General features: G+C 55.9%; 21 protein-coding genes. 17 read left to right on the forward strand and 4 right to left on the reverse strand.

Annotated features, from left to right (window positions below):
• Positions 1–289: 289 nt before the first annotated feature.
• Positions 290–1,279: a 2-hydroxyacid dehydrogenase gene (locus tag GKAS_RS16380; protein WP_035895788.1), complete on the reverse strand. Its 990-nt coding sequence runs from the start codon at positions 1,277–1,279 to the stop codon at positions 290–292.
• Between the two features lie 311 nt (positions 1,280–1,590).
• Between GKAS_RS16380 and GKAS_RS16385 the strand changes: the two genes are divergently transcribed.
• The 11 genes from GKAS_RS16385 (at position 1,591) to GKAS_RS16435 (ending at position 11,030) form a co-directional block, all read left to right on the forward strand.
• Positions 1,591–4,233 (forward strand): YdbH family protein, encoded by a 2,643-nt coding sequence (locus GKAS_RS16385; RefSeq protein WP_035895790.1) that lies wholly within the window; start codon positions 1,591–1,593, stop codon positions 4,231–4,233.
• Positions 4,230–4,421 (forward strand): YnbE family lipoprotein, encoded by a 192-nt coding sequence (locus GKAS_RS16390; protein WP_035895792.1) that lies wholly within the window; start codon positions 4,230–4,232, stop codon positions 4,419–4,421. The genes GKAS_RS16385 and GKAS_RS16390 overlap by 4 nt, the downstream gene beginning before the upstream one ends.
• Before the next feature lie 7 nt (positions 4,422–4,428).
• Positions 4,429–4,752: a YdbL family probable chaperone protein gene (locus GKAS_RS16395; RefSeq protein ID WP_035895826.1), complete on the forward strand. Its 324-nt coding sequence runs from the start codon at positions 4,429–4,431 to the stop codon at positions 4,750–4,752.
• 132 nt (positions 4,753–4,884) lie between these two features.
• Positions 4,885–5,241, forward strand: a complete 357-nt coding sequence (hinT, locus tag GKAS_RS16400; RefSeq protein WP_035895794.1) for a purine nucleoside phosphoramidase — start codon at positions 4,885–4,887, stop codon at positions 5,239–5,241.
• A gap of 3 nt (positions 5,242–5,244) precedes the next feature.
• The gene (locus GKAS_RS16405; RefSeq protein WP_035895796.1) at positions 5,245–5,619 is read left to right on the forward strand and encodes a YcfL family putative periplasmic lipoprotein; all 375 of its coding nucleotides are present in this window, start codon (positions 5,245–5,247) and stop codon (positions 5,617–5,619) included.
• A 22-nt stretch (positions 5,620–5,641) separates the two neighbouring features.
• On the forward strand, positions 5,642–6,280 hold the full coding sequence (lpoB, locus tag GKAS_RS16410) for a penicillin-binding protein activator LpoB (RefSeq protein WP_167540421.1): 639 nt from the start codon (positions 5,642–5,644) through the stop codon (positions 6,278–6,280).
• A complete protein-coding gene (gene thiK, locus GKAS_RS16415) occupies positions 6,261–7,103 on the forward strand; it encodes a thiamine kinase (protein WP_035895800.1) in 843 nt (280 codons plus the stop codon). Before lpoB ends, thiK begins: the two co-directional genes overlap by 20 nt.
• Positions 7,091–8,116, forward strand: coding sequence for a beta-N-acetylhexosaminidase (gene nagZ, locus GKAS_RS16420; protein ID WP_035895801.1), 1,026 nt, complete (start codon positions 7,091–7,093; stop codon positions 8,114–8,116). Before thiK ends, nagZ begins: the two co-directional genes overlap by 13 nt.
• A 38-nt stretch (positions 8,117–8,154) precedes the next feature.
• Positions 8,155–8,697 carry an alpha/beta hydrolase YcfP gene (gene ycfP / locus GKAS_RS16425; RefSeq protein WP_035895802.1) on the forward strand — a complete coding sequence of 181 codons (543 nt, stop codon included), beginning with the start codon at positions 8,155–8,157 and terminating at the stop codon, positions 8,695–8,697.
• Between the two features lie 272 nt (positions 8,698–8,969).
• A complete protein-coding gene (locus GKAS_RS16430) occupies positions 8,970–10,274 on the forward strand; it encodes an NAD(P)/FAD-dependent oxidoreductase (protein WP_035895803.1) in 1,305 nt (434 codons plus the stop codon).
• Between the two features lie 219 nt (positions 10,275–10,493).
• Complete coding sequence (locus GKAS_RS16435) at positions 10,494–11,030, forward strand: glycine zipper 2TM domain-containing protein (RefSeq protein WP_035895807.1); 537 nt, start codon at positions 10,494–10,496, stop codon at positions 11,028–11,030.
• A gap of 55 nt (positions 11,031–11,085) precedes the next feature.
• On the opposite strand, the gene GKAS_RS16440 is transcribed toward GKAS_RS16435, so the two are convergent.
• Positions 11,086–11,724 (reverse strand): TetR/AcrR family transcriptional regulator, encoded by a 639-nt coding sequence (locus tag GKAS_RS16440; protein ID WP_035895809.1) that lies wholly within the window; start codon positions 11,722–11,724, stop codon positions 11,086–11,088.
• A gap of 246 nt (positions 11,725–11,970) precedes the next feature.
• Between GKAS_RS16440 and bhsA the strand changes: the two genes are divergently transcribed.
• A complete protein-coding gene (gene bhsA / locus GKAS_RS16445) occupies positions 11,971–12,228 on the forward strand; it encodes a multiple stress resistance protein BhsA (protein WP_035895811.1) in 258 nt (85 codons plus the stop codon).
• Positions 12,229–12,316: 88 nt separating this feature from the next.
• Here bhsA and ldtC read toward each other — a convergent pair whose 3' ends face one another.
• Both ldtC and GKAS_RS16455 read right to left on the reverse strand, forming a co-directional pair.
• A complete protein-coding gene (gene ldtC, locus GKAS_RS16450) occupies positions 12,317–13,276 on the reverse strand; it encodes a L,D-transpeptidase LdtC (protein ID WP_035895813.1) in 960 nt (319 codons plus the stop codon).
• Positions 13,277–13,408: 132 nt separating this feature from the next.
• On the reverse strand, positions 13,409–15,490 hold the full coding sequence (locus GKAS_RS16455) for a TonB-dependent siderophore receptor (protein WP_035895814.1): 2,082 nt from the start codon (positions 15,488–15,490) through the stop codon (positions 13,409–13,411).
• 515 nt (positions 15,491–16,005) lie between these two features.
• On the opposite strand from GKAS_RS16455, the gene GKAS_RS16460 reads away from it, so the two are divergent.
• The 5 genes from GKAS_RS16460 to GKAS_RS16480 are packed head-to-tail and all read left to right on the forward strand — an operon-like array spanning position 16,006 to position 20,750.
• A complete protein-coding gene (locus GKAS_RS16460) occupies positions 16,006–16,827 on the forward strand; it encodes an ABC transporter ATP-binding protein (protein WP_035895816.1) in 822 nt (273 codons plus the stop codon).
• Entirely contained in the window at positions 16,827–17,843 is a 1,017-nt protein-coding gene (locus tag GKAS_RS16465) for a FecCD family ABC transporter permease (RefSeq protein ID WP_035895817.1), read from the forward strand. The genes GKAS_RS16460 and GKAS_RS16465 overlap by 1 nt, the downstream gene beginning before the upstream one ends.
• Positions 17,840–18,892 (forward strand): FecCD family ABC transporter permease, encoded by a 1,053-nt coding sequence (locus tag GKAS_RS16470; RefSeq protein WP_035895819.1) that lies wholly within the window; start codon positions 17,840–17,842, stop codon positions 18,890–18,892. The genes GKAS_RS16465 and GKAS_RS16470 overlap by 4 nt, the downstream gene beginning before the upstream one ends.
• Before the next feature lie 8 nt (positions 18,893–18,900).
• On the forward strand, positions 18,901–19,851 hold the full coding sequence (locus tag GKAS_RS16475) for an iron-siderophore ABC transporter substrate-binding protein (protein WP_035895821.1): 951 nt from the start codon (positions 18,901–18,903) through the stop codon (positions 19,849–19,851).
• Positions 19,848–20,750, forward strand: coding sequence for a MurR/RpiR family transcriptional regulator (locus GKAS_RS16480; RefSeq protein ID WP_035895825.1), 903 nt, complete (start codon positions 19,848–19,850; stop codon positions 20,748–20,750). The genes GKAS_RS16475 and GKAS_RS16480 overlap by 4 nt, the downstream gene beginning before the upstream one ends.
• The last annotated feature ends 157 nt before the right edge of the window (positions 20,751–20,907 follow it).

The following is a 20,907-nucleotide window of genomic DNA, read 5'->3' on the forward strand; positions in this document are numbered from 1 at the left end:
GAATGGAAGACAAGGTCAGGACGCCATGGATGGCGGACTGAGGCGAACCGAGACAGGGATGTCGAGTTTCGCCGTGCCGCAGGCTGGAATTCGTAGGTGAGCGTAGTGCGAAGCACCGATTTCCCTGCGGGGCCGCGGGGATTGCGAAGGGGTGCGCGGTCGCACCCCTTGGCCCGTTCACCGGTAAAGAAACTTCATAGTTCACCTGACGTAAAGTGAACGGAACTCTTCACCAAGCTGACATATATTCAGTCGGTTCCCACAGCCCGTGCGGAGAACGCAAAACGCATCAAGCAATAGCGTTAGGGCAGTCCGCTCCAGCATCAATCTGACGCAGGTTCTCCAGCGTTGTCTCCGAAATGCTGGTCAACGCCTCCGCGGTCAGAAACGCCTGGTGGCCGGTAAACAACACGTTATGACAGGCCGACAGACGACGGAACACATCATCCTGAATCACATCGTTAGACTTATCTTCAAAGAACAGATCGCGCTCGTTCTCGTACACGTCCATCCCCAGCGCACCAATTTTCTGCGTCTTCAGCGCTTCAATCGCCGACTGTGAGTCAATTAACGCACCGCGGCTGGTGTTGACGATCATCACGCCATCTTTCATTTTCTCAAACGCGCTTGCGTTGAGCAGATGATAGTTATCAGCGGTTAGCGGGCAGTGCAGCGAGATAACATCTGACTCGGCAAACAACGTCGGCAGGTCAACGTACTCAACGCCGAGCTCCAGCGCCGCAGCGCTTGGGTACGGATCGAACGCCAGCAAACGCATCCCGAAGCCTTTCAGAATACGCAGCGCGGCAACGCCGATTTTACCGGTGCCGATAACCCCGGCGGTTTTGCCGAACATGGTAAAACCGGTCAGGCCTTCGAGAGAGAAGTTGGCATCGCGAGTACGCTGATAAGCACGGTGAATACGACGGTTGAGCGTCATCATCATACCGATCGCGTGTTCAGCAACGGCCTCAGGCGAGTAGGCCGGAACGCGCACGACGCGAAGGCCCAGCTCTTTGGCCGCATCAAGATCAACGTTGTTAAAGCCTGCACAGCGCAGCGCGATGTACTTCACGCCGATTTTCTTCAGCTCTTCCAGAACCGGACGGCTACCGTCGTCGTTGACGAAAATACACACCGCTTCACAGCCGTGAGCGGTTTTCGCGGTTTTTTCCGTCAGCAGGAAATCAAAAAATTCAAGTTCAAAGCCATATGTCTCATTAACATTTTGCAGGTACTTTTTGTCGTACTGCTTGGTGCTGTAAACGGCGATTTTCATAAGACTTTTCTCCAATGATTTTAGCGTTAATTTAGCATAATTCAAAAAATCTTACAAAATATAAAAATGTTTTGAAGGCTAAAGTTACGTAAAGAAACTATCACCAGTATACGCGTTTTGACGAGGGGGGCGAAATGGCCTGCTCAATCAGAATCAACTGAAATCCCTCACATTTTATTTTGCAGCAGCTATTCTTAATGCATCACAGCGGCTTTCACTCACAGGTCTGACATGCCACAATATGCTCCTTTGGATCGCTCGTTGCGCGTTCACGGCATGACTGCCTGCTTAATCTGGATATTACTGCACCCATGAAGGGTAAATACAAAGCCGTTATTGCGCTACTCCTGTTATTAGTGCTCCTACCGTTAACGTTGGTCATGACGCTGGGGTACTGGGTTCCTACGCTGGTGGGCATCTGGCTTCCGGCTGGCACCCGCATTTCGCTAAATGAAAGCCCACGCTTTACCCGCACGTCGCTGCGCATTCCTGATTTACGTTATCTGGTGGGCGACTGTGAGCTCGCTACGCTGAAAGATGTGACGCTGTCACATCCTAGTCGCTGGCAATTACATGCTGCCGCGGTCAACCTGAACTCCGTCTGCTTTAATAAGCTGCCGCAAAATGATGCGGTACCGGGCGCGCCGCGCACACTTGCTGAATGGCAAGCGATGCTGCCGAAAACGTGGCTGACCATTGATTCGCTGAGTATCTCACCGTGGGAAAAGTGGCAGGGTAAACTCAAGGTGTCGCTCACTGAAAAACGTCAGGAGCTGGAGTACGAGGGCGATCAGGTCACGCTACATGCGCGCCTGCAAGGACAGGCGTTGACCGTCAGTGAGTTTCACGCCAGCCTGCTTGACGGCGAACCGCCGGTGAAGCTGCTCGGTGAATTTACCATGCCGCTGGTGCCGGATGGTCTGCCGGTAAAAGGCCATCTCGAATCCACGTTCCAGGTACCGCAGGTGCCGTCGCTGGTCGATGCTGAGCTGAATTGGGACGGTAATCAGGGACAGTTGGTGATGATGGCGCGCGGTGAAGATGACCCGCTTGCCGATTTTCCGTGGCAGATAACGGAGCAGCAGCTTGTTATCAGCGATGGCCGCTGGAATTGGCCATACCAGGCGGGCATACCGCTGCGCGGACGCGTGGGCGTTAAGCTTGATAACTGGCAGCAGGGCATAGATAAAACGCAGATTACCGGCCGTCTGAGCGTACTGACCTCAGGTGATGCCGGGAAGGGCGTGGCGGTGCTGAATGTGGGGCCGGGCACGCTGAGCATGGATAACAGCGATATGCCGCTGCATCTGGTCGGTGAAGCTAAGCAGGGCGATCTTATCTTTTATGCCAAACTGCCAGCCCAACTGAGCGGCTCCCTGACGTCGCCAACGCTTGCCTTTTTGCCCGGCTCTCTATTGCGATCTCGTGGCCGAGTTATTGATGCACTGAATATCGATGACGTCCGCTGGCCGTTGGCCGGGGTGAAAATTTCGACCCAGGGTATTGATGGTCGTCTGCAGGCGATTCTTCGCGCCCATGAACGACAAACCGGTGACTTTGTGCTGCACCTGGACGGTAAGGCTGATAACTTCCTGCCGGATAAAGGTACCTGGCAGTGGCGTTACTGGGGTGACGGTCATTTCACGCCGATGCAGGCGCGCTGGGATGTCACCGGCACCGGCGAATGGCGCGATAGCGCCATCGTGCTGAACGCGCTTTCCACCGGCTTTGATAAATTGCAGTACGGCACGATGACCATCGACCAGCCGCGTTTGACGCTACAGCAGCCGATCCACTGGGTTCGGGATGAACAGCATCCTAAATTTACCGGCGCGCTGGCGCTCGATGCCAAAGAAACCCGCTTTACCGGCGGTAGCGTGCTGCCCGCGTCGGCGCTGAACTTCAGCGTTGATGGGCGTGGCCCGACCTTCTTCCAGTTTAAAGGTGACCTGACAGCGCAGGAGATTGGCCCGATTCGCGTGAACGGCCGTTGGGACGGTGAACGTCTGCGCGGGCAGGCCTGGTGGCCGAAACAGTCGCTGACGGTGTTCCAGCCTCTGGTCCCGCCAGACTGGAAAATGAAGCTGCGTGATGGCTCGCTTTATGCCCAGGTGGCGTTCTCTGCGGCGGCAGGGCAAGGTTTTGAAGCGGGCGGTCACGGCGTGCTGCGTAACGGCAGTGCCTGGATGCCGGATAACGAAGTTAACGGCGTGGATTTTGTCCTGCCATTCCGCCTGAAAGCGGGAGTCTGGCAGTTTGGCACCCGTCGCCCGGTCTCTTTGCGAATTGCGGAAATCGTCAACCAGGTGACGGCGCGAAACGTGACGGCTGACCTCCAGGGAACCTGGCCCTGGACCGAAGAGAGCCCGTTACAGTTGAGCGATGTCAGCGTCGACGTGCTCGGCGGCAAAGTGACGATGCAGCAGCTACGTATGCCGCAGCACGATGCGGCGCTGCTGCGCTTGCAGCATATCTCAACCAGCGAATTGATTAGCGCGGTAAACCCGAAACAGTTCGCGATGTCCGGGCCGGTGGACGGTGCGCTGCCGCTGTGGCTGAACGACAGCAAATGGATAATCAAAGACGGCTGGTTGCATAACCCCGGCCCGATGACGCTGCGTCTGGATAAAGATACCGCCGATGCCGTCGCCGACGACAACATTGCCGCCGGTGCGGCGATTAACTGGTTACGCTATATGGAGATCTCGCGTTCATGGACGCGAATCAACCTCGATAGTCTCGGTCAACTGACCCTACAGGCGACGGTGACCGGTACCGGGGTGATGGATAATAAACGCAGCACGGTGCGGCTGAACTATACGCACCAGGAGAATGTTTTTGATTTGTGGCGAAGCCTGCGCTTTGGCGACAAACTTCAGTCATGGCTTGAGCAACACGCAACCCTTCCCGGTGTGCCGTGTCGCAGTGGCACGGAATGTAAGGAGCAACAATGAAATTCACCATCGCCGTTCTGGGATTGATGGCAACGGGACTGCTATCAGGATGCGTGCCGCGCATAGAGGTGGCAGCGCCGAAAGAGCCGATTACCATCAATATGAACGTGAAAATTGAGCACGAGATCCGCATCAAGGCCGATAAGGACGTTGAGGATCTGCTGAAATCTCGTAGCGATCTATTCTGAGGCCATGATGAGAAAAATGCGGATTATCGCCGTGCTGGCGTTCAGTCTCTTCAGCGTCCAGGCACTGGCGCTTACGCTTCCCGAAGCGCGTCAGCAGGGGCGCGTCGGTGAGACGCAGGGCGGCTATCTGGCGGCCATTGCCCAGGATAGCGAAACCCTGACTCTGGTGAAAAAAATCAACCAGGCGCGCAGCCAAAGCTACCAGCAGCTAGCGCAGAGCAACAGCCTGCCGCAGCAGGAGGTCGCCAGGCTTGCCGGGAAAAAGCTGATTGAAAAAGCGCAGCCGGGAGAATACGTCCAGGGCATTAACGGCCAGTGGGTGCGCAAGTAACGGTCGGAACGTATAAGAAAAAACGCATTACGGTTGAAAGAGGAGTGGAAACTCGCTCATACTCTCGGCATGTAACCTGTTCGCCGGTAACGATTTTACCGGCTGCACATGAGAATAATAAAGGAACTCCCAATGGCAGAAGAAACGATTTTCAGCAAAATCATTCGTCGTGAAATCCCATCAGATATCGTCTATCAGGACGAACTGGTGACCGCCTTCCGTGATATTTCTCCGCAGGCGCCGACCCATATTTTAATCATCCCTAATACGCTGATTGCCACCACCAACGACGTGACCGCCGAGCATGAGCTGGCGCTGGGCCGTATGGTGACCGTGGCGGCGAAAATCGCGCAGCAAGAAGGGATTGCTGAAGACGGCTATCGTCTGATCATGAACTGCAACCGTCACGGTGGGCAGGAAGTTTACCACATCCATATGCACCTGGTGGGCGGTCGCCCGCTGGGGCCAATGCTGGCGCATAAAGGCTAATCTATGAAACCGGTCTGTCTGGGTCTTGTACTTTGCGCGACGCTGCTTGCCGGATGCCATTCGCACCCGGAAATTGCGGTCAGCGAACAGCAAACGCTGGTGATGGAATCCAACGTCCTGGCGGCGGGGGTCAGCGCGGAAAAACCGGAGCTGAATTCGTCAGATATCCAGGCTACCGCCAGCTCGAAGCTGTATAACGAAAGGCGAGAGCCAGTCACCGTTCACTATCGTTTTTATTGGTATGACGCCAGAGGGCTGGAAATGCACCCGCTCGAAGCGCCGCGCAGCATCACGGTTCCTCCGATGGGATCGGTCACGCTGTACGGGACGGCTGACGGTCTTGGGGCGCATAAAGCCCGGCTTTATCTTTATCTCTGAGGGGTAAACTGGAATGAGTAAATTGGGTCGCTATGCGTTAATTGCTTCCCTGGCGATGTTCCTCGCTGGGTGTGCGGTGCGTGAACAACCGGCACCGGTCGACACGGCCAATCCACAGCAGCCGCAGCAGCCAACCGAACCGCAGCAGCCGGTACCAACGGTACCGAGCGTGCCGACGATCCCGCAGCAGCCGGGGCCGATTGAACACGGTGGTGATACGTCAGCGCAGCCAACGCCTCGCGTACGTCACTATGACTGGAACGGTGCCGTGCAGCCGCTGGCCGGTCAGATGTTACAGGCGGGCGGTGTCAATGCAGGAAGCATTCTGCTGGTTGATAGCGTCAACAACCGCACCAACGGTTCGCTGAACGCCGGTGAGGCGACAACCGCGCTGCGCAATGCGCTGGCGGGCAACGGTAAATTCACCCTGGTTTCAGCCCAACAGCTGGCGGTGGCGAAACAGCAGTTAGGCCTGTCGCCGCAGGATAGCCTTGGCTCTCGCAGCAAAGCGATGGGTATTGCCCGCAACGTTGGCGCACAGTATGTGCTTTATTCCAACGCCACCGGCAACGTTAACTCGCCGGTGCTGCAAATGCAGCTGATGCTGGTTCAGACCGGGGAAATTGTCTGGTCAGGTAAGGGTGCGGTTGCGCAACAATAAGCTCACGCGTGAGGCACTTCTGTCACGCGAATTCCCGCACTATCACATTGTCGCCAGCCCCGAAACCGCGGGGCTGAGCGGCAGTAGCTGTATTCTGCAAAACGGTGAACGACGTCTGGTGCTTCGACAGCACCACGACCCGGATGCACCTGAAAGCGACTTCCTCCGACAGTATCATGCCCTGCGACGGCTTCCACCGACGCTGGCACCAAAGCCTGTTTTTTATACGCCTGGCTGGATGGCGGTCGAATTTTTAGCCGGTGAGATCAAAAGCATGCTCCCGGCGCATCGTCCGCTGGCCGCTCTCCTGTATGATTTGCACCAGCAGCATCGATTTGGTTGGGCGCTTTCGCTTAAGCCGCTGCTTGAATACTACTGGCAGCAGTGCGACCCGGCGCGACGCACGCCGCTGTGGCTACGTGAATTACAGCGGTTGAAAAAACAGGGTGAACCGCTGGCGTTGAGACTGGCGCCGCTGCATATGGATGTTCATGCGGGTAATATCGTCCATACCCCGGATGGGCTGCGGCTCATCGACTGGGAGTATGCCGGAGACGGGGACGTGGCGCTGGAACTGGCTGCCGTCTGGACACCCGATAATGAACAGCGCTATCGGCTTTCACAAGCTTATGCTGAACGGGCGAAAATCTCCCCCGATCTCCTCTGGAGACAGGTCAAGCGCTGGCGGCCTTGGGTATTGATGCTAATGGCAGGCTGGTTCGAATGTCGCTGGCAGCAAAGCGGTGACAAACAATTTATTTCGCTGGCGGATGAAATATGGCGCCAGCTTAGCGACAAAAAGGAGGCCGTGTGGGGCCAGTAATGTTGGATGTTGAAGGCTACGAGCTGGATGCCGAAGAACGTGAGATTCTGGCGCATCCGCTGGTGGGCGGTTTAATTCTCTTCACCCGGAACTATCACGATCCCGAGCAGCTTCGCGAGCTGGTGCGTCAGATTCGTAGCGCGTCCCGTAACCATCTGGTGGTGGCGGTCGATCAGGAGGGCGGGCGCGTCCAGCGTTTCCGTGAAGGTTTTACCCGGCTGCCTGCGGCGCAATCTTTTGCTGCCGTGCTGGGTGAAGAAGCGGGCGGCCGTATGGCGGTTGATGCGGGATGGCTGATGGCGAGCGAAATGATTGCCATGGACATCGATATCAGCTTTGCGCCGGTGCTGGACGTCGGCCATATCTGCACCGCCATCGGCGAGCGCTCCTATCATGCCGATCCGCACAAAGCGCTGGCGATGGCGCGTCATTTCATTGACGGCATGCACAGCGCCGGAATGAAAACCACCGGGAAGCATTTCCCCGGGCACGGTGCGGTCACCGCTGACTCGCATAAAGAGACGCCGCATGACCTGCGTTCAGAGGCTGAAATCCGCGCCAAAGATATGGCGGTGTTCAAAACGTTGATTACTGAAAACGCGCTCGACGCCATTATGCCCGCGCACGTCATCTATGATGATGTGGACCCACGCCCGGCCAGCGGTTCGCCGCACTGGCTGAAAACGGTGCTCCGTGGTGAACTGGGCTTTGACGGCGTTATCTTCTCTGACGATTTATCGATGGAAGGCGCGGCGATTATGGGCAGCTATGCCGAACGTGGCCAGGCATCGCTGGATGCAGGTTGCGATATGATCCTCGTCTGCAATAATCGTAAAGGGGCCGTCAGCGTGTTAGATAACCTGTCGCCGATCAACGCTGAGCGTGTTACGAAGTTGTATCATAAAGGTTCATTTAGCCGTCAGGAACTGATGGACTCCGCCCGCTGGAAAACGGTTAGCGCAGAGCTGGAGCAACTCCACGAACGCTGGCAGGAAGAGAAGGCTGGTCATTAACCCTCCCGGTGTGGGAGTAATGGTGTGGTGAGGATCAAATGATTATCTATTTACACGGTTTTGACTCGAATAGCCCAGGCAACCATGAAAAAGTGCTGCAACTGCAGTTTATCGACCCGGACGTGCGGTTGATTAGCTACAGTACGCTGCACCCGAAACATGACATGCAGCATTTGCTCAAGGAAGTGGACAAGATGCTGCAACTGAGCGCCGATGAACGTCCGCTGATTTGCGGCGTAGGGCTCGGCGGTTTTTGGGCGGAGCGTATCGGCTTCCTGTGTGATATTCGTCAGGTGATGTTCAACCCGAACCTGTTCCCGAATGAGAACATGGACGGCAAGATTGATCGCCCGGAAGAGTATGCCGATATCGCCACCAAGTGCGTGAATAACTTCCGCGAGAAGAACCGTGACCGCTGTCTGGCTATTCTCTCTCGCCATGATGATGCGCTGGATAGCCAGCGTTCCGCTGAGATGCTGCATCATTACTATGAGATTATCTGGGATGAAGAGCAGGGACATAAGTTCAAGAATATCTCCCCGCATTTGCAGCGGATCAAAGCCTTTAAAACACTAGGCTAAATCGGCTTGAAGAGGCCCCGGCAACGCTGCGTTGTCGGGGCTTTTTTTTGTTAATTTTTAACCCCGCCACGCGTTTATCCGCTATTAAAAATACCGTTCGCTCAACTTCTGTGCGATAAAACTTGATGCACATCAATTTTGGTATGACCAATGCACCATTCATGTTATTCTCATTGCAGCTGAATGGTTTCACACAAGTAACTTGTTGTTAATTAAAGGCTATATTCATAACTTTTAATTAACAATTGGTTAATAAATTTTAAGGGGGTCACATGACTACGCCAATGAAAAAAATCGTAATTGTGGGTGGTGGTGCTGGCGGCCTGGAACTGGCTACTCAACTGGGTAGAAAGCTTGGCCGCAGTAAAAAAGCAAAAATCACGCTGGTGGATCGTAACCATAGCCACCTGTGGAAACCGCTGCTGCACGAAGTGGCCACCGGGTCTCTGGATGAAGGCGTGGATGCGCTGAGCTACCTGGCGCACGCGCGTAATCATCACTTCCAGTTCCAGCTGGGTTCGGTGATGGACATCAACCGCGAAGCAAAAACTATTACCATCGCTGAGCTGCGCGATGAAAAGGGTGAGCTGCTGGTGCCTGAGCGTAAAGTGGCGTACGACACGCTGGTGATGGCGCTGGGCAGTACCTCCAACGACTTCAACACGCCGGGCGTAAAAGATCACTGTATCTTCCTCGACAACCCGCATCAGGCGCGCCGTTTCCATCAGGAAATGCTGAACCTGTTCCTGAAATATTCCGCGAACCTGGGTGCCAACGGCAAGGTCAATATCGCCATTGTCGGCGGTGGGGCGACCGGCGTTGAGCTGTCCGCTGAGCTGCATAACGCGGTTAAACAGCTGCATAGCTACGGCTACAAAGGCTTAAGCAACGAAGCGCTGAACGTGACGCTGGTGGAAGCCGGTGAGCGAATCCTGCCTGCGCTGCCGCCGCGCATCTCCGGTGCGGCACACAGTGAGCTGACCAAAATGGGCGTACGCGTACTGACTCAGACGATGGTCACCAGCGCTGACGCAGGCGGCCTGCACACCAAAGACGGTGAGTATATTGAAGCGGATCTGATGGTTTGGGCTGCCGGTATTAAAGCACCAGACTTTATGAAAGAGATTGGCGGGCTGGAAACCAACCGTATTAACCAACTGGTAGTTGAGCCAACGCTGCAAACCACCCGCGACCAGGATATTTACGCGATTGGCGACTGCGCGTCCTGTGCGCGTCCGGAAGGAGGCTTTGTGCCACCACGTGCTCAGGCTGCCCACCAGATGGCAACCTGCGCGCTGAACAACATTCTGGCGCAGATGAAGGGCAAAGAGCTGAAAGCCTATAGCTATAAAGACCACGGTTCTCTGGTGTCGCTCTCTAACTACTCCACCGTCGGCAGTCTGATGGGCAACCTGATGCGCGGCTCGATGATGATTGAAGGGCGCATCGCGCGTATGGTCTACATCTCTCTGTACCGTATGCACCAGATTGCGCTGCACGGGTACGTGAAAACCGGCTTGATGATGCTGGTGGGCAGCATTAACCGCGTGATTCGTCCGCGTCTGAAGCTGCATTAATCATCGCGCTGTTCCCGGCGTCGGCGTGAACGCCTCGGCCGGGTTACTCATCATTGGTGTAGCCCGGCCGAGCGCAGCGACGCCGGGAAATCTCCTCCTCAGAATCCTCCGAAACACCCAACACGCCACATTAAATCCTGCTTTTGCGCTTTTGTCTGATAGGCACTGCTAACGATCAGTTGCACAATTGTTAGCAATAGCAACATAGGAGGATCTCCCGTGAATAAATCAATGTTGGCGGGTATTGGTATTGGCGTTGCAGCCGCACTTGGGGTTGCCGCCGTAGCGAGTATGAACGTTTTCGACCGTGGCCCGCAGTATGCGCAGGTTATCTCCGCTACACCAATCAAGGAAACCGTCAAAAATCCGCGTCAGGAGTGCCGTAACGTGACGGTCACCCATCGCCGTCCTGTACAGGATGAAAACCGTATCGCAGGCTCTGTGCTGGGGGCTGTTGCGGGCGGCGTCATTGGACATCAATTTGGTGGCGGGCACGGTAAAAGTGTCGCTACCGTGGTCGGCGCTTTAGGCGGCGGCTATGCCGGTAATCAGGTGCAGGGTGCAATGCAGAATAATGACACCTACACCACCAACGAGCAGCGCTGTAAGACGGTGTACGACAAGTCTGAGAAAACGCTCGGTTATGATGTGACCTACAAAATCGGCGACCAGCAGGGCAAAATCCGTATGGATAAACAGCCTGGTAGCCAGATACCGCTGGATAGCAATGGTCAGCTGGTACTGAATAAAGCCTAAAATAGCCGTGAAAATGCTGTTCGCCCCTCATTCTTTCAGAGTGAGGGGCGTTTTTTTACTGCTCGGCAATCATCTGCGGCCAGAGGCGCAGGGTGGTGTCGGTAATTTGCATCAGCGTCTCAAAGCTTGCCCCTTCGCGGGCGCTAATTGACATCCCCTGCAAAATACAGCTTAAGAACTGCGCCACCTCGGTGACGTTTTTCCCTGCCGGAATTTCCCCACGCGATTGACGCAGCGAAAGGAACTGATTCAGCGTCTGTTCCTGTACTGCATGACGAGACTTAATCGTTTTCGCAATTTCTTTTGACGATGCCGCCAGCGCCGCAGAGGTATTGATCATAAAGCAGCCCGCGGGGGTATCCTTGCTGGTGAAACAGGTCGCAACGGCGGTGAAGTAGTTGCGAAGCGCTTCTATAACCGGCTGCTCATCGCAGAACAGACAGGCTTCGTTTTTGGAAGCAAAGTGTGTGATGTAGTGATCGAGAACGGCGCGGAACAGCCCCTCTTTGTTCACAAACTCGGCGTATAGCGTCGGCGCTTTTGCACCCGTAGCTTCGACAAGGTCGGAGAGGGATGTTGCTTCATAGCCATACTGCCAGAATAGCGTCATCGCTTTATCAAGCGCCGCTTCCCGGTCGAATACTTTAGGTCGACCGCGGCCTTTTTTCGCGCAACTTTGCGTGTCAGTTGTCATCGTGCCGCCTACCTTTAGTCGGTGTTTAATGAACGTTCATTATAAAAATATTCCACGAAAGGGGCTAGCGCTTCCGTAACGAAAAATAAAAGAACATATTCATATGAAAAATATATGAATCTTTATTAAATAAACGATCGTTATAAAAATCCGTTGACGTGTGACGCAGATCTCATTATGATTAACCTATCGATCGTTAAGTTAATAACGCCTGACCTACAAAAATCATCTGCAAAGGTAATAATCATGAAAAACGTAAAAACTCTGGCCATCGCAGCCGTACTAAGCTCCCTGTCATTTGCAAGCTTTGCCGCCGTTGAAGTGCAATCTACTCCGGCAGACCAGCATAAAGTCGGTAGCATCTCTGCTTCCGCAGGCCCTAATCTGGCGTCTCTGGAACAAGAACTGGCTCAGAAAGCGGATGACATGGGTGCGAAATCATTCCGTATCACTTCCGTTAGCGGTCCAAATAACCTGCACGGCACCGCAGTCATCTATAAATAAGCGTTAAAACCCTCATAATGCTTATGTCACTGCTATAAAAAAGGCCCTGAGCGTATCCCGCTCAGGGCCTTTTACTTTGTGGCTTCGGTTACATATTTTGCTGAGCGACGTCGTGATGACGGGTGACATCAACCGGCATCCCGGAACGCACATCCATCACTTTATTCATCACGGCGGTGTCCGTATTGGCATCCTGGCTAAACGCCTTCATGCCCGCGTTCAGGACGATAGGCAGGGTTTGCGGATCGTCATCAATATGCTCAGACAGCGGCTGGTGAACTTCGACCAGGCGCACGCCGTTTGGCTCTACCGATGTTTTAATTGGCGTATTAATGATGGTTACTTTCGTCCCCGGCGTAACCTGCTCGAATAGTGCTTTGATGTCGTTATCGCGCAGACGAATACAGCCAGAGCTCACGCGCATGCCGATACCAAAATCGGCGTTGGTGCCGTGAAGCAGGTAAACGCCACCGTAAGCGGCCAGGCGAATAGCGTGATGGCCCATTGGGTTATCAGGGCCGGCTGGCATCACCGCAGGAAGTTCAATCCCCTGTGCTTTATAGCGTGCGCGGATATTGGCGGTTGGCGTCCAGGTCGGGTTGGCGCGCTTATCGGATACAGTGGTCACCATGGTAGGTGTTACCGTCGTGCCGCCTAGCTGGCCGATGCCGATAGGGTAGACGGTGGCCGTATTTTTGCCCGGTGGGTAGTAGTAGAGGCGCAGCTCTGCCAGGTTCAGCACGATACCTTCTCGCGGCACGTCGGGCAGCAGTGTCTGCAGCGGAATGGTTAATACGCTTCCGGCGCGCGGAACGTAGGGGTCAACGCCCGGGTTGGCCTGTAAGAGGGCCAGAAAACCCACGTTGTATTTTTTGGCGATCGATTCCAGCGAACCGCCGTTGTTCTCGACGACGTGGAAGCGGTTTTCGCCCACCAATCGACTCCCCGGCGGTGGGAGCGGCCAGCTATTGGCGCTGGCAGGCAGCGCCACGCAGGCAGCGAGAAATAGCCCCACCAACCAGCGTGAAAGTTGCAGCGTTTGTCTCATGACGATAATCCCCAAAGTCAGAATGTGTTGCCTAAAAGTTAAAGCGACTATTATGCGGAAGGGAACTGTAGGGAAGTGCTAAGGGATTGAAAGAGTATGTAAACGCGGCCCCGGAGACGGGGCCGCTGGCGGTTAGAAGGACATTTTCACCGTGAACTGCACTTCGCGTGGGTCGCCAATCTGGTTGCCCAGGTTGTTGCTGGCGATGGACGAGGTGTAGTAGGTCTTGTCGAACAGGTTTTTGACGTTCACCTGAAGCGTGACCGGATATTGCAGCTTCATCTTATAGGCTGCAAAGATGTCAGCCACTGCGTAGCCCGGCAGGTAGTAATCCGCGCCGTTGGTGCCAGAACGACGACTCAACGCGTGGCCGCCGCCGCCGAGGGTCAGGGTGTTGCTGTCGTAGACGTTGTTGATGTCATAGGTCAGGAACAGTGAACCGGTATGGCGCGGTACGTTTGGCAGCGGTTTGCCTGCGTAGTCTGGGTCGTCAATCACCTTCGCATCGGTGTAGCCGTAGCTGGCAATCACATTCAGATTGTCGGTAAGCGAGCCCGCAACATCCACTTCAATCCCGCGAGAACGTACTTTACCCGCTGTTTTAGCGTAGGTTTCGTCGCCGATAGTCTCGGTATACAGCACGTTGCGTTTATGAATATCGAAGAAGGTGATATTCGACGTTACGCCGTTGAAGAGATCAAACTTCGCGCCCATCTCATACGCCGTGGATTCTTCCGGCGGCAGGTCGCCGATGTAGCTGGCAATGGATGACTGCGGCATAAACGACTGCGCCACGTTACCGAACAGCGAGACGTTTGGCGTCAGCTTATAAACCATACCGAACTTCGGCGTCAGCTTCTCATCCTGGCTATCGGTATTGGCATTAAATGGACGACCTTTGCCCGCATACTGGGTGTAATACTGGTAGCGAGCCCCGGCGACGGCAATCCATTTATCGGTCAGGTAGAGCGCATCCTGCACGTAGGTCGCGTAAGTTTCCTGCTGAATGCGCTGGTCGCTGTCGGCGGCCGAAACGCTGGTACATTTGCTGAGCGAGCCGTAAACCGGATCATAAATATTAAAGCCATTTTTGACGTTTTTGCAGCGGATCATGTCGGTACGCAGCAGGTCATAGTTCTCATAGGCGATGCCGGTCAGCAGCTCGTTATAGAAGCCACCAATCACCACGTTGCCCTGCAGGTCGGCACGGGTGGAGTGCATACGCTGGGTCGAACCCTGAGTGGCATCGACGCGGCGGGTCAGGTTGCCCGTTTTCGAGTCGTAAGCCATGACGCGCGCCTGGTTATCGCTATACATGTCCTGACTAAAGCTATAGTCGAAACGCGCGGTCCACTGGCTGTTCAGGCGGTATTCCGCGTTGAGCTGCGCCAGGTCGGAGTTACCGTCGGTGACATTGAACGGTTCGTCAAAACGCTCCTTGCGGGAGACATTCACCGCATGCCCGGTATCAAGATCGAAAATGGTGCCGCGATCGAATGGCGTATTGTAGTTACGATGTGACCAGGAGAGGTTCACCGTCGCATCGTCGCCAAACCACGTCAGGGAAGGGGCAATAAAGCTGCTGCGCGATTTGCCGAAGTTACGCCAGTAATCTTCATTCTGATATTCGCCAATCAGGCGATACGCCAGTCGGGTGCCTTCAATAGGACCAGTGACATCGATCTGCCCGGTGCCGCCGCCAAAGCTGCTGGAGGTGGCCGAAATGTCGCCGGAAAAGGTGCGCTCCGGACGTTTGGTCACGACGTTAATCAGGCCGCCTGGGTCCAGAATCCCGTAGAGGGTTGAGGCTGGCCCTTTGAGGACCTCAACGCGCGAGGTGGCCGCGTTAAAGCTGCGGGGCAGTACGGTACGCAGACCGTTGGTCATAATAGATCCATCGCGGTTCGCGCCAAAACCACGGCGGGTAAAGGCATCCTGAGTGCCGCCGAGAGTGTTGGTTTGTACGACGTTCGCGACGTTATACAGCGCTTCATCAAGCGACGTCGCGTGCTGGTCTTCCAGCACTTTGTCGCTCACCGTGTTCACCACCTGCGGAATATCCAACAGCGGCATAGAGGTGAGCGTAGCGGTAGAGCTGCTGATTGGCTGATAACCGTCGGTGACGGTCTCATCGGCCTGCGCGGTGGTGCCAATCACCGTCATGGCTTCTTCTTTTTTCGCCGTATCCCCACTTGTCGTGTTTTCGGCCGCCATCAGCGAAGGGGAGGCAACTGCCCCCAGAAAAAGCAGTGAAAAAAGTGCGCGTCCGGACGTTCCCGTGAACGTCGGGAGTAATTGTTTCATCTCTCTGTTTCCCATAAAAAAACCGCCGAAGGATGGCAGTCAAAATTGATAAAAATCATTGCCCTGAATAGCGAAAATCATCCGTTCACACCGCCAGGTGGTGTTCAGGATGTGTAATTGAGAATCATTCAAACATGCAAAAATGTAGTAGTAAATGCAGTTGGTGATAAATTTATCAGCGGCAGTAAAAGGGCTGTTACAAGACGTGGGGAATCAGGAGTGGTGTTCATAATTTATTGAATTTAAATAATATTAATAATTTTCGTCAGATGCTAAAACCACGAGATCTCACTAAGGCCTTATGAAGTGAAGTGTTAATGTAGCGATCTTGACTACTACATTACGACATTGCATGATCAAAAGAGAATGAGATTTATTTATAGTGCAGAACGATACCACGTCGTTGCCGCCGGAGAGAAAGAAACATGCCACAGCGGCAAAATACCCCGCAGGAACGCGGAATTGTGCTGGAGTCCCTTTGTGCTGGATATGGCAATCAGCGCATCGTTGATAACATCAATCTGACGCTACCCGTCGGTAAAATGACGGTATTGGCGGGGGCCAACGGTTCTGGCAAATCTACCTTACTCAACACTATCGCGCGGATGCTGAAACCGTTGGGAGGCTGCGTGCGCCTTGATGGTCGCGATATTCATCAGCAGCCGACCAAACAGGTAGCGCGCCAGCTAGGCCTGCTGCCACAATCGCCGCTGACCCCGGAAGGGCTCACCGTGTTTGAACTGGTCTCGCGCGGGCGCTATCCGTGGCAGGGGCTGATTCGTCAATGGTCGCCGGAAGATGAAGCGGCGGTTGAGACGGCGCTGCGCCTGACCGGAACGCTGGAGTTTGCCCATTTGCCGGTCGACAGCCTGTCCGGCGGCCAGCGTCAGCGCTGCTGGATAGCCATGGCGCTGGCGCAACAAACGCCGACCATTCTGCTGGATGAACCCACCACCTGGCTTGATTTACGTTATCAGGTTGAAATTCTCGAACTGCTCCAGCAACTCACGCGCGAGCATGGGCGCACCGTGGTGACGGTGCTGCATGACCTTAACTTTGCGGTGAACTACGCCGATACGCTGATTTTCATGAAGCAGGGACGTATTGCCAGCATCGTGGATGAGACGTCCCCTTGTACGGCGGAAATCATCAAGCAGGTTTTTGATGTCGATGTACTGATGCTGCCTAACCCACAAACCGGTAAACCGCTGTTCATGCCATTCTGCGCGCGCCCGGAGCCGGTCTGATGGTAACGCAAAGTCTTATTCAACGGCCGCACCGCATACGCCCGCTGGGGGCGCTGCTGCTGGTGAGCAGCCTGCTGTGTATAGGCGCGATTATCCACCTGGGGCTCGGCGCGCGCTCCATTGCGCCGCGCGTAGTGGTGGAAGCGTTACTGCACTACGACCCGAGCAACTTCGATCACCGCATTATCGTCAACCTGCGCCTGACGCGTCTTCTGGCGGCGTTGCTGACCGGCGCGGCGCTTGGGGTGGCGGGCCTGCTGCTGCAAACCGTTATCCGTAATCCACTGGGCGAGCCGCATATTCTTGGCCTTAACGCCGGAGCCACGCTTGCCGTGGTGGTGTGTTCTGCCGCCGGGATAACCGTCGGTGTGAGTCGACCACTGGCGGCCGCTTTAGGCGCGGCGGCGCTGTTTGGTCTGGTAATGATGCTGGCTTCCGCGGGGCGTGCTGGTGCGACGGCAATGAAAATCACGCTTTGCGGCGTGGCGCTTTCGGCTTTTGCGTCAGCCATCACCGCCTCCATTTTGATCCTTGACGAACAGACATTACAGGCCATGCGCACCTGGCTTGCGGGCGATCTCTCCGGTATTAGCCTGACCACCTTACAGATAGCCTCCATTCCGACGTTGCTGGGCATACTTCTGGCGGGAATCCTCGCGCCCCGACTCAATATCCTGGCCCTGGGCGACCGGGTTGCCAGCGGTCTTGGTGTCTCGGTGGCGCGCACGCGCGTACTCGGGGTTATCGCTATCGCTCTGCTGTGCGGGGCGGCGGTCTCCGTTGCGGGGCCGATTGGTTTTATCGGCCTGGTGGTGCCGCACGTGATTCGCCGCTGGGCGGGGCAGGATATTCGCACTGGGCTGCTGCTGGCGCTACCGACCGGTGCGCTATTGCTCTTATCCGCGGATATTCTTGCTCGTTGGGTGCTTGCGCCACAGGAGTTGGCAACCGGAGTGATGACCGCCATGGTGGGTGCGCCGGTGTTTATTGCGATTGCGGTGAGGTTCTTTAAATGACGCGAGTAGTCACCCGCGCGGGGTTTCGCGCCGTCGCGCTTGGCCCGTTACGCATTCTGCTGCGTCCACGGCTGCTGAAAATCGCCGCCGCGTTGCTGGTCGTTATTGTGCTGCTGCTGGTTTTTGGCGTCACGCGAGGTTCGCTGCCGATTCCCACCGGCGCAATCGGTCGGGCGCTGTTTATGCCAGAGGCGTTAAGCGCGCAGCAGGTGTTTATCGTCCGTGATATTCGTTTGCCGCGGCTGCTGATGGCTATCTTCTGCGGCGGGATGCTCGGACTTGCCGGGGCGGCAATGCAGTCGATAACCCGCAATGGTCTGGCTGACCCTGGATTGATTGGCGTGAAAGAGGGGACCAGCGTGGTTGTGCTGACGCTGATCCTCGCATTCCCCGCCGTCAGCCTTGCCTGGCGGCCGCTGGCGGGGATGCTCGGCGGTGTGCTGGTGGCGCTGCTGGTCATCGTGCTGGCCCGTGACCTTTCGCGCCCGCGCTTTATTCTGATTGGTATTGGCGTGTCGTGGGCGCTCTCGGCGGCGATGGGGCTCTTTATCACTACCGCCGATATTCGCGATGTACAAACGGCGATGACCTGGCTTGCGGGTAGCCTGCACGCCGCGACCTGGCCGCTGCTGGCAGTCGCCATGGCGTGGGCACTGCCGGCCGTGGTGATTCTTTATCTGACCGCTCGGGCGGCGGACGTTGCGCTGATGGGAAATCAGGTTGCCAACGGGTTGGGCGTGCGATTATCGCGCCTGACGATGCTGCGATTTATCGCACCAGTGCTACTGACGGCGGCGAGCGTTTCCTGCGTCGGCAGTCTGGGTTTTGTCGGCCTGATGGCCCCGCATATGGCGCGCTTTATGCTGCGCGGCGGCCAGGTGGCGCTGCTGACCGGCAGCGCGTTGATTGGCGCGTTACTGGTCCTGCTGACCGATACCATCGGGCGTCTGGCCTTTGCACCGCTACAAATTCCGGCAGGGATCATCATTTCGCTGATTGGCTGCCCTTTCTTTATTTTACTGCTGTGGCGTCGCCGCGACGCCTTGTGAGGTTCAGGATGACCCTTCGTGGGCTGATGTCTTTGTTGTGCCTGTGTAGCGTTTCCGTGTTCGCGCAAACGCACCCGTTTACCGACGATCTGGGCCGCGTGGTTCAGGTTCCCGATAATCCTAAACGCATTGTTTCGATGCACGATCTCGATATTACCATTCCACTGATTGAGCTTGGTGTGCCGCCGGTTGCCAGTCACGGACGAACCCGTCCGGATGGCAGCCACTATTTGCGCTCCAGCGCGATGCTGACCGGCGTTGATTTTGACAACAGCGATATCAAGTTTATCGGCACCGCCGATATCGATCTCGAAGCGGTGGCGGCGGCTAAGCCCGACCTGATCATTACCGAACCCAACCGCAACGTACCCATAGAGCAGTTGGCGAAAATTGCGCCGACGGTCAGCATTGACCATCTGTTGGGCAGCGCACCGCGCATTTACGGCAAACTGGCTGAGCTGACCGGAACGCAGGCACGGCTGGCTATCCTCAACCGCCGCTATCAGACGCAAATCGAGCAGCTCAAACAGACCATCGATACCCATAAAATCACCGTCTCGGTGATTCAGGCCAATAACGGCAAGGTCACTGTGCATCACGCCTATCATTCGTTGGGGCGCGTACTGCGCGATGCGGGCTTCCGCTTCCCGCCGCTGATTGAAGGCATTCCTGACGGCCAGCGCATCGACGTAAGCGCTGAACAATTGCCGGAGCTGGACGCCGATTTCCTGTTTGCTACCTGGCGCTCGGATACCGGCGGCAAGCCGCAGGATGAGCTCAACGATATGGAAAAAGTGATGCCGGGCTGGTGTGATTTTATGCGGGCCTGCCGCACCGGGCATTACATTTTGCTGCCGCGCGATGAGGTGATCTCTAACTCTTATGCTTCGTTAAATCTGCTGGTGGCGGAGGTGCAGTCGCAAATTGCCGGGCGTCCGTTGCCTAAGGAATCGAAATGAGCCAGACGTTGAGCCGTAAAGAAAAACGCCGGGTCGACCTGTTTGGTGAACGCCTACGCAGCCGCACCAGCCAGCTTTCACCGCGGCTGCTGGCCGTCGCGCACTGGATAGACGATAACCGTGAAGCGGTGCTCGACCATACGGCAATGGAAATCGCTGCCGCGACGCAAACTTCCGATGCCACCGTAGTCCGGGCTATTCAGGCGTTGGGCTTTGCGGGCCTGCGTGACCTCAAGCAGACCATGCAGCACTGGTTTGGCCCGACCATCACCTCGTCGGAAAAAATGGCCTCGACGGTTGGGGCGTTGACCAGCGATGTGAATTCAAGCATCGATTTTGTGCTGGAAGGGCATCAGCGCGCCTGTGAAATGCTCGCCAGCACCAGCAACCGCGCGGCGATAGCCCAGGCGGCGGCGCTGCTTGGCGATGCGCGTCAGGTGGCGCTGTTCGGCATTGGTGCGTCGGGGATTTTGACCGAGTACACCGCGCGACTGTTCAGTCGTATTGGTTTGCCGTCCTGCGTACTTAACCGCACCGGTTTTAGCCTGGCCGAGCAGATTATTTCGTTACAGCGCGGCGACGTGCTGATTATGATGGGGCAAAAATCGCCGCACCGGGAAGGGCTCACTACGCTGCGTGAGGCAGAACGGTTGGGGATTCCGACGATTTTGCTCACCCAGGCTACCGATTCACGCTTTAGCGATATGGCGCAGGTGGTGATCCACGTTCCACGCGGAGAGAATGGGCGGGTGCCGTTGCACGGAACGGTGATGGTGTGCCTGGAGATGTTGGTGCTGTCGGTGGCGTCCACCCATTCTCAGCGTACGCTGCGGTCGATGAAGCGGATTAACGATTTGCATAAGGCGATTGGGAAGTCTGGGGGGCGGAAAGGGGGGTAGCTTGAGCGTTGCTTTTTACGTTCTGAGTTTCATTCAGGTTTATCACTCCGTCGCGCTCCCTTCCAATGCTAGCCATATAAATTGCGCTGGCGCAAGGAGCGCGCAGGGTGAGGCCAATCGCCGCCTCCCCCTGCACCCCCGCGCTCTGGCGGCAAAA

Source organism: Kluyvera ascorbata ATCC 33433, from assembly GCF_000735365.1.
Lineage (GTDB): Bacteria > Pseudomonadota > Gammaproteobacteria > Enterobacterales > Enterobacteriaceae > Kluyvera > Kluyvera ascorbata.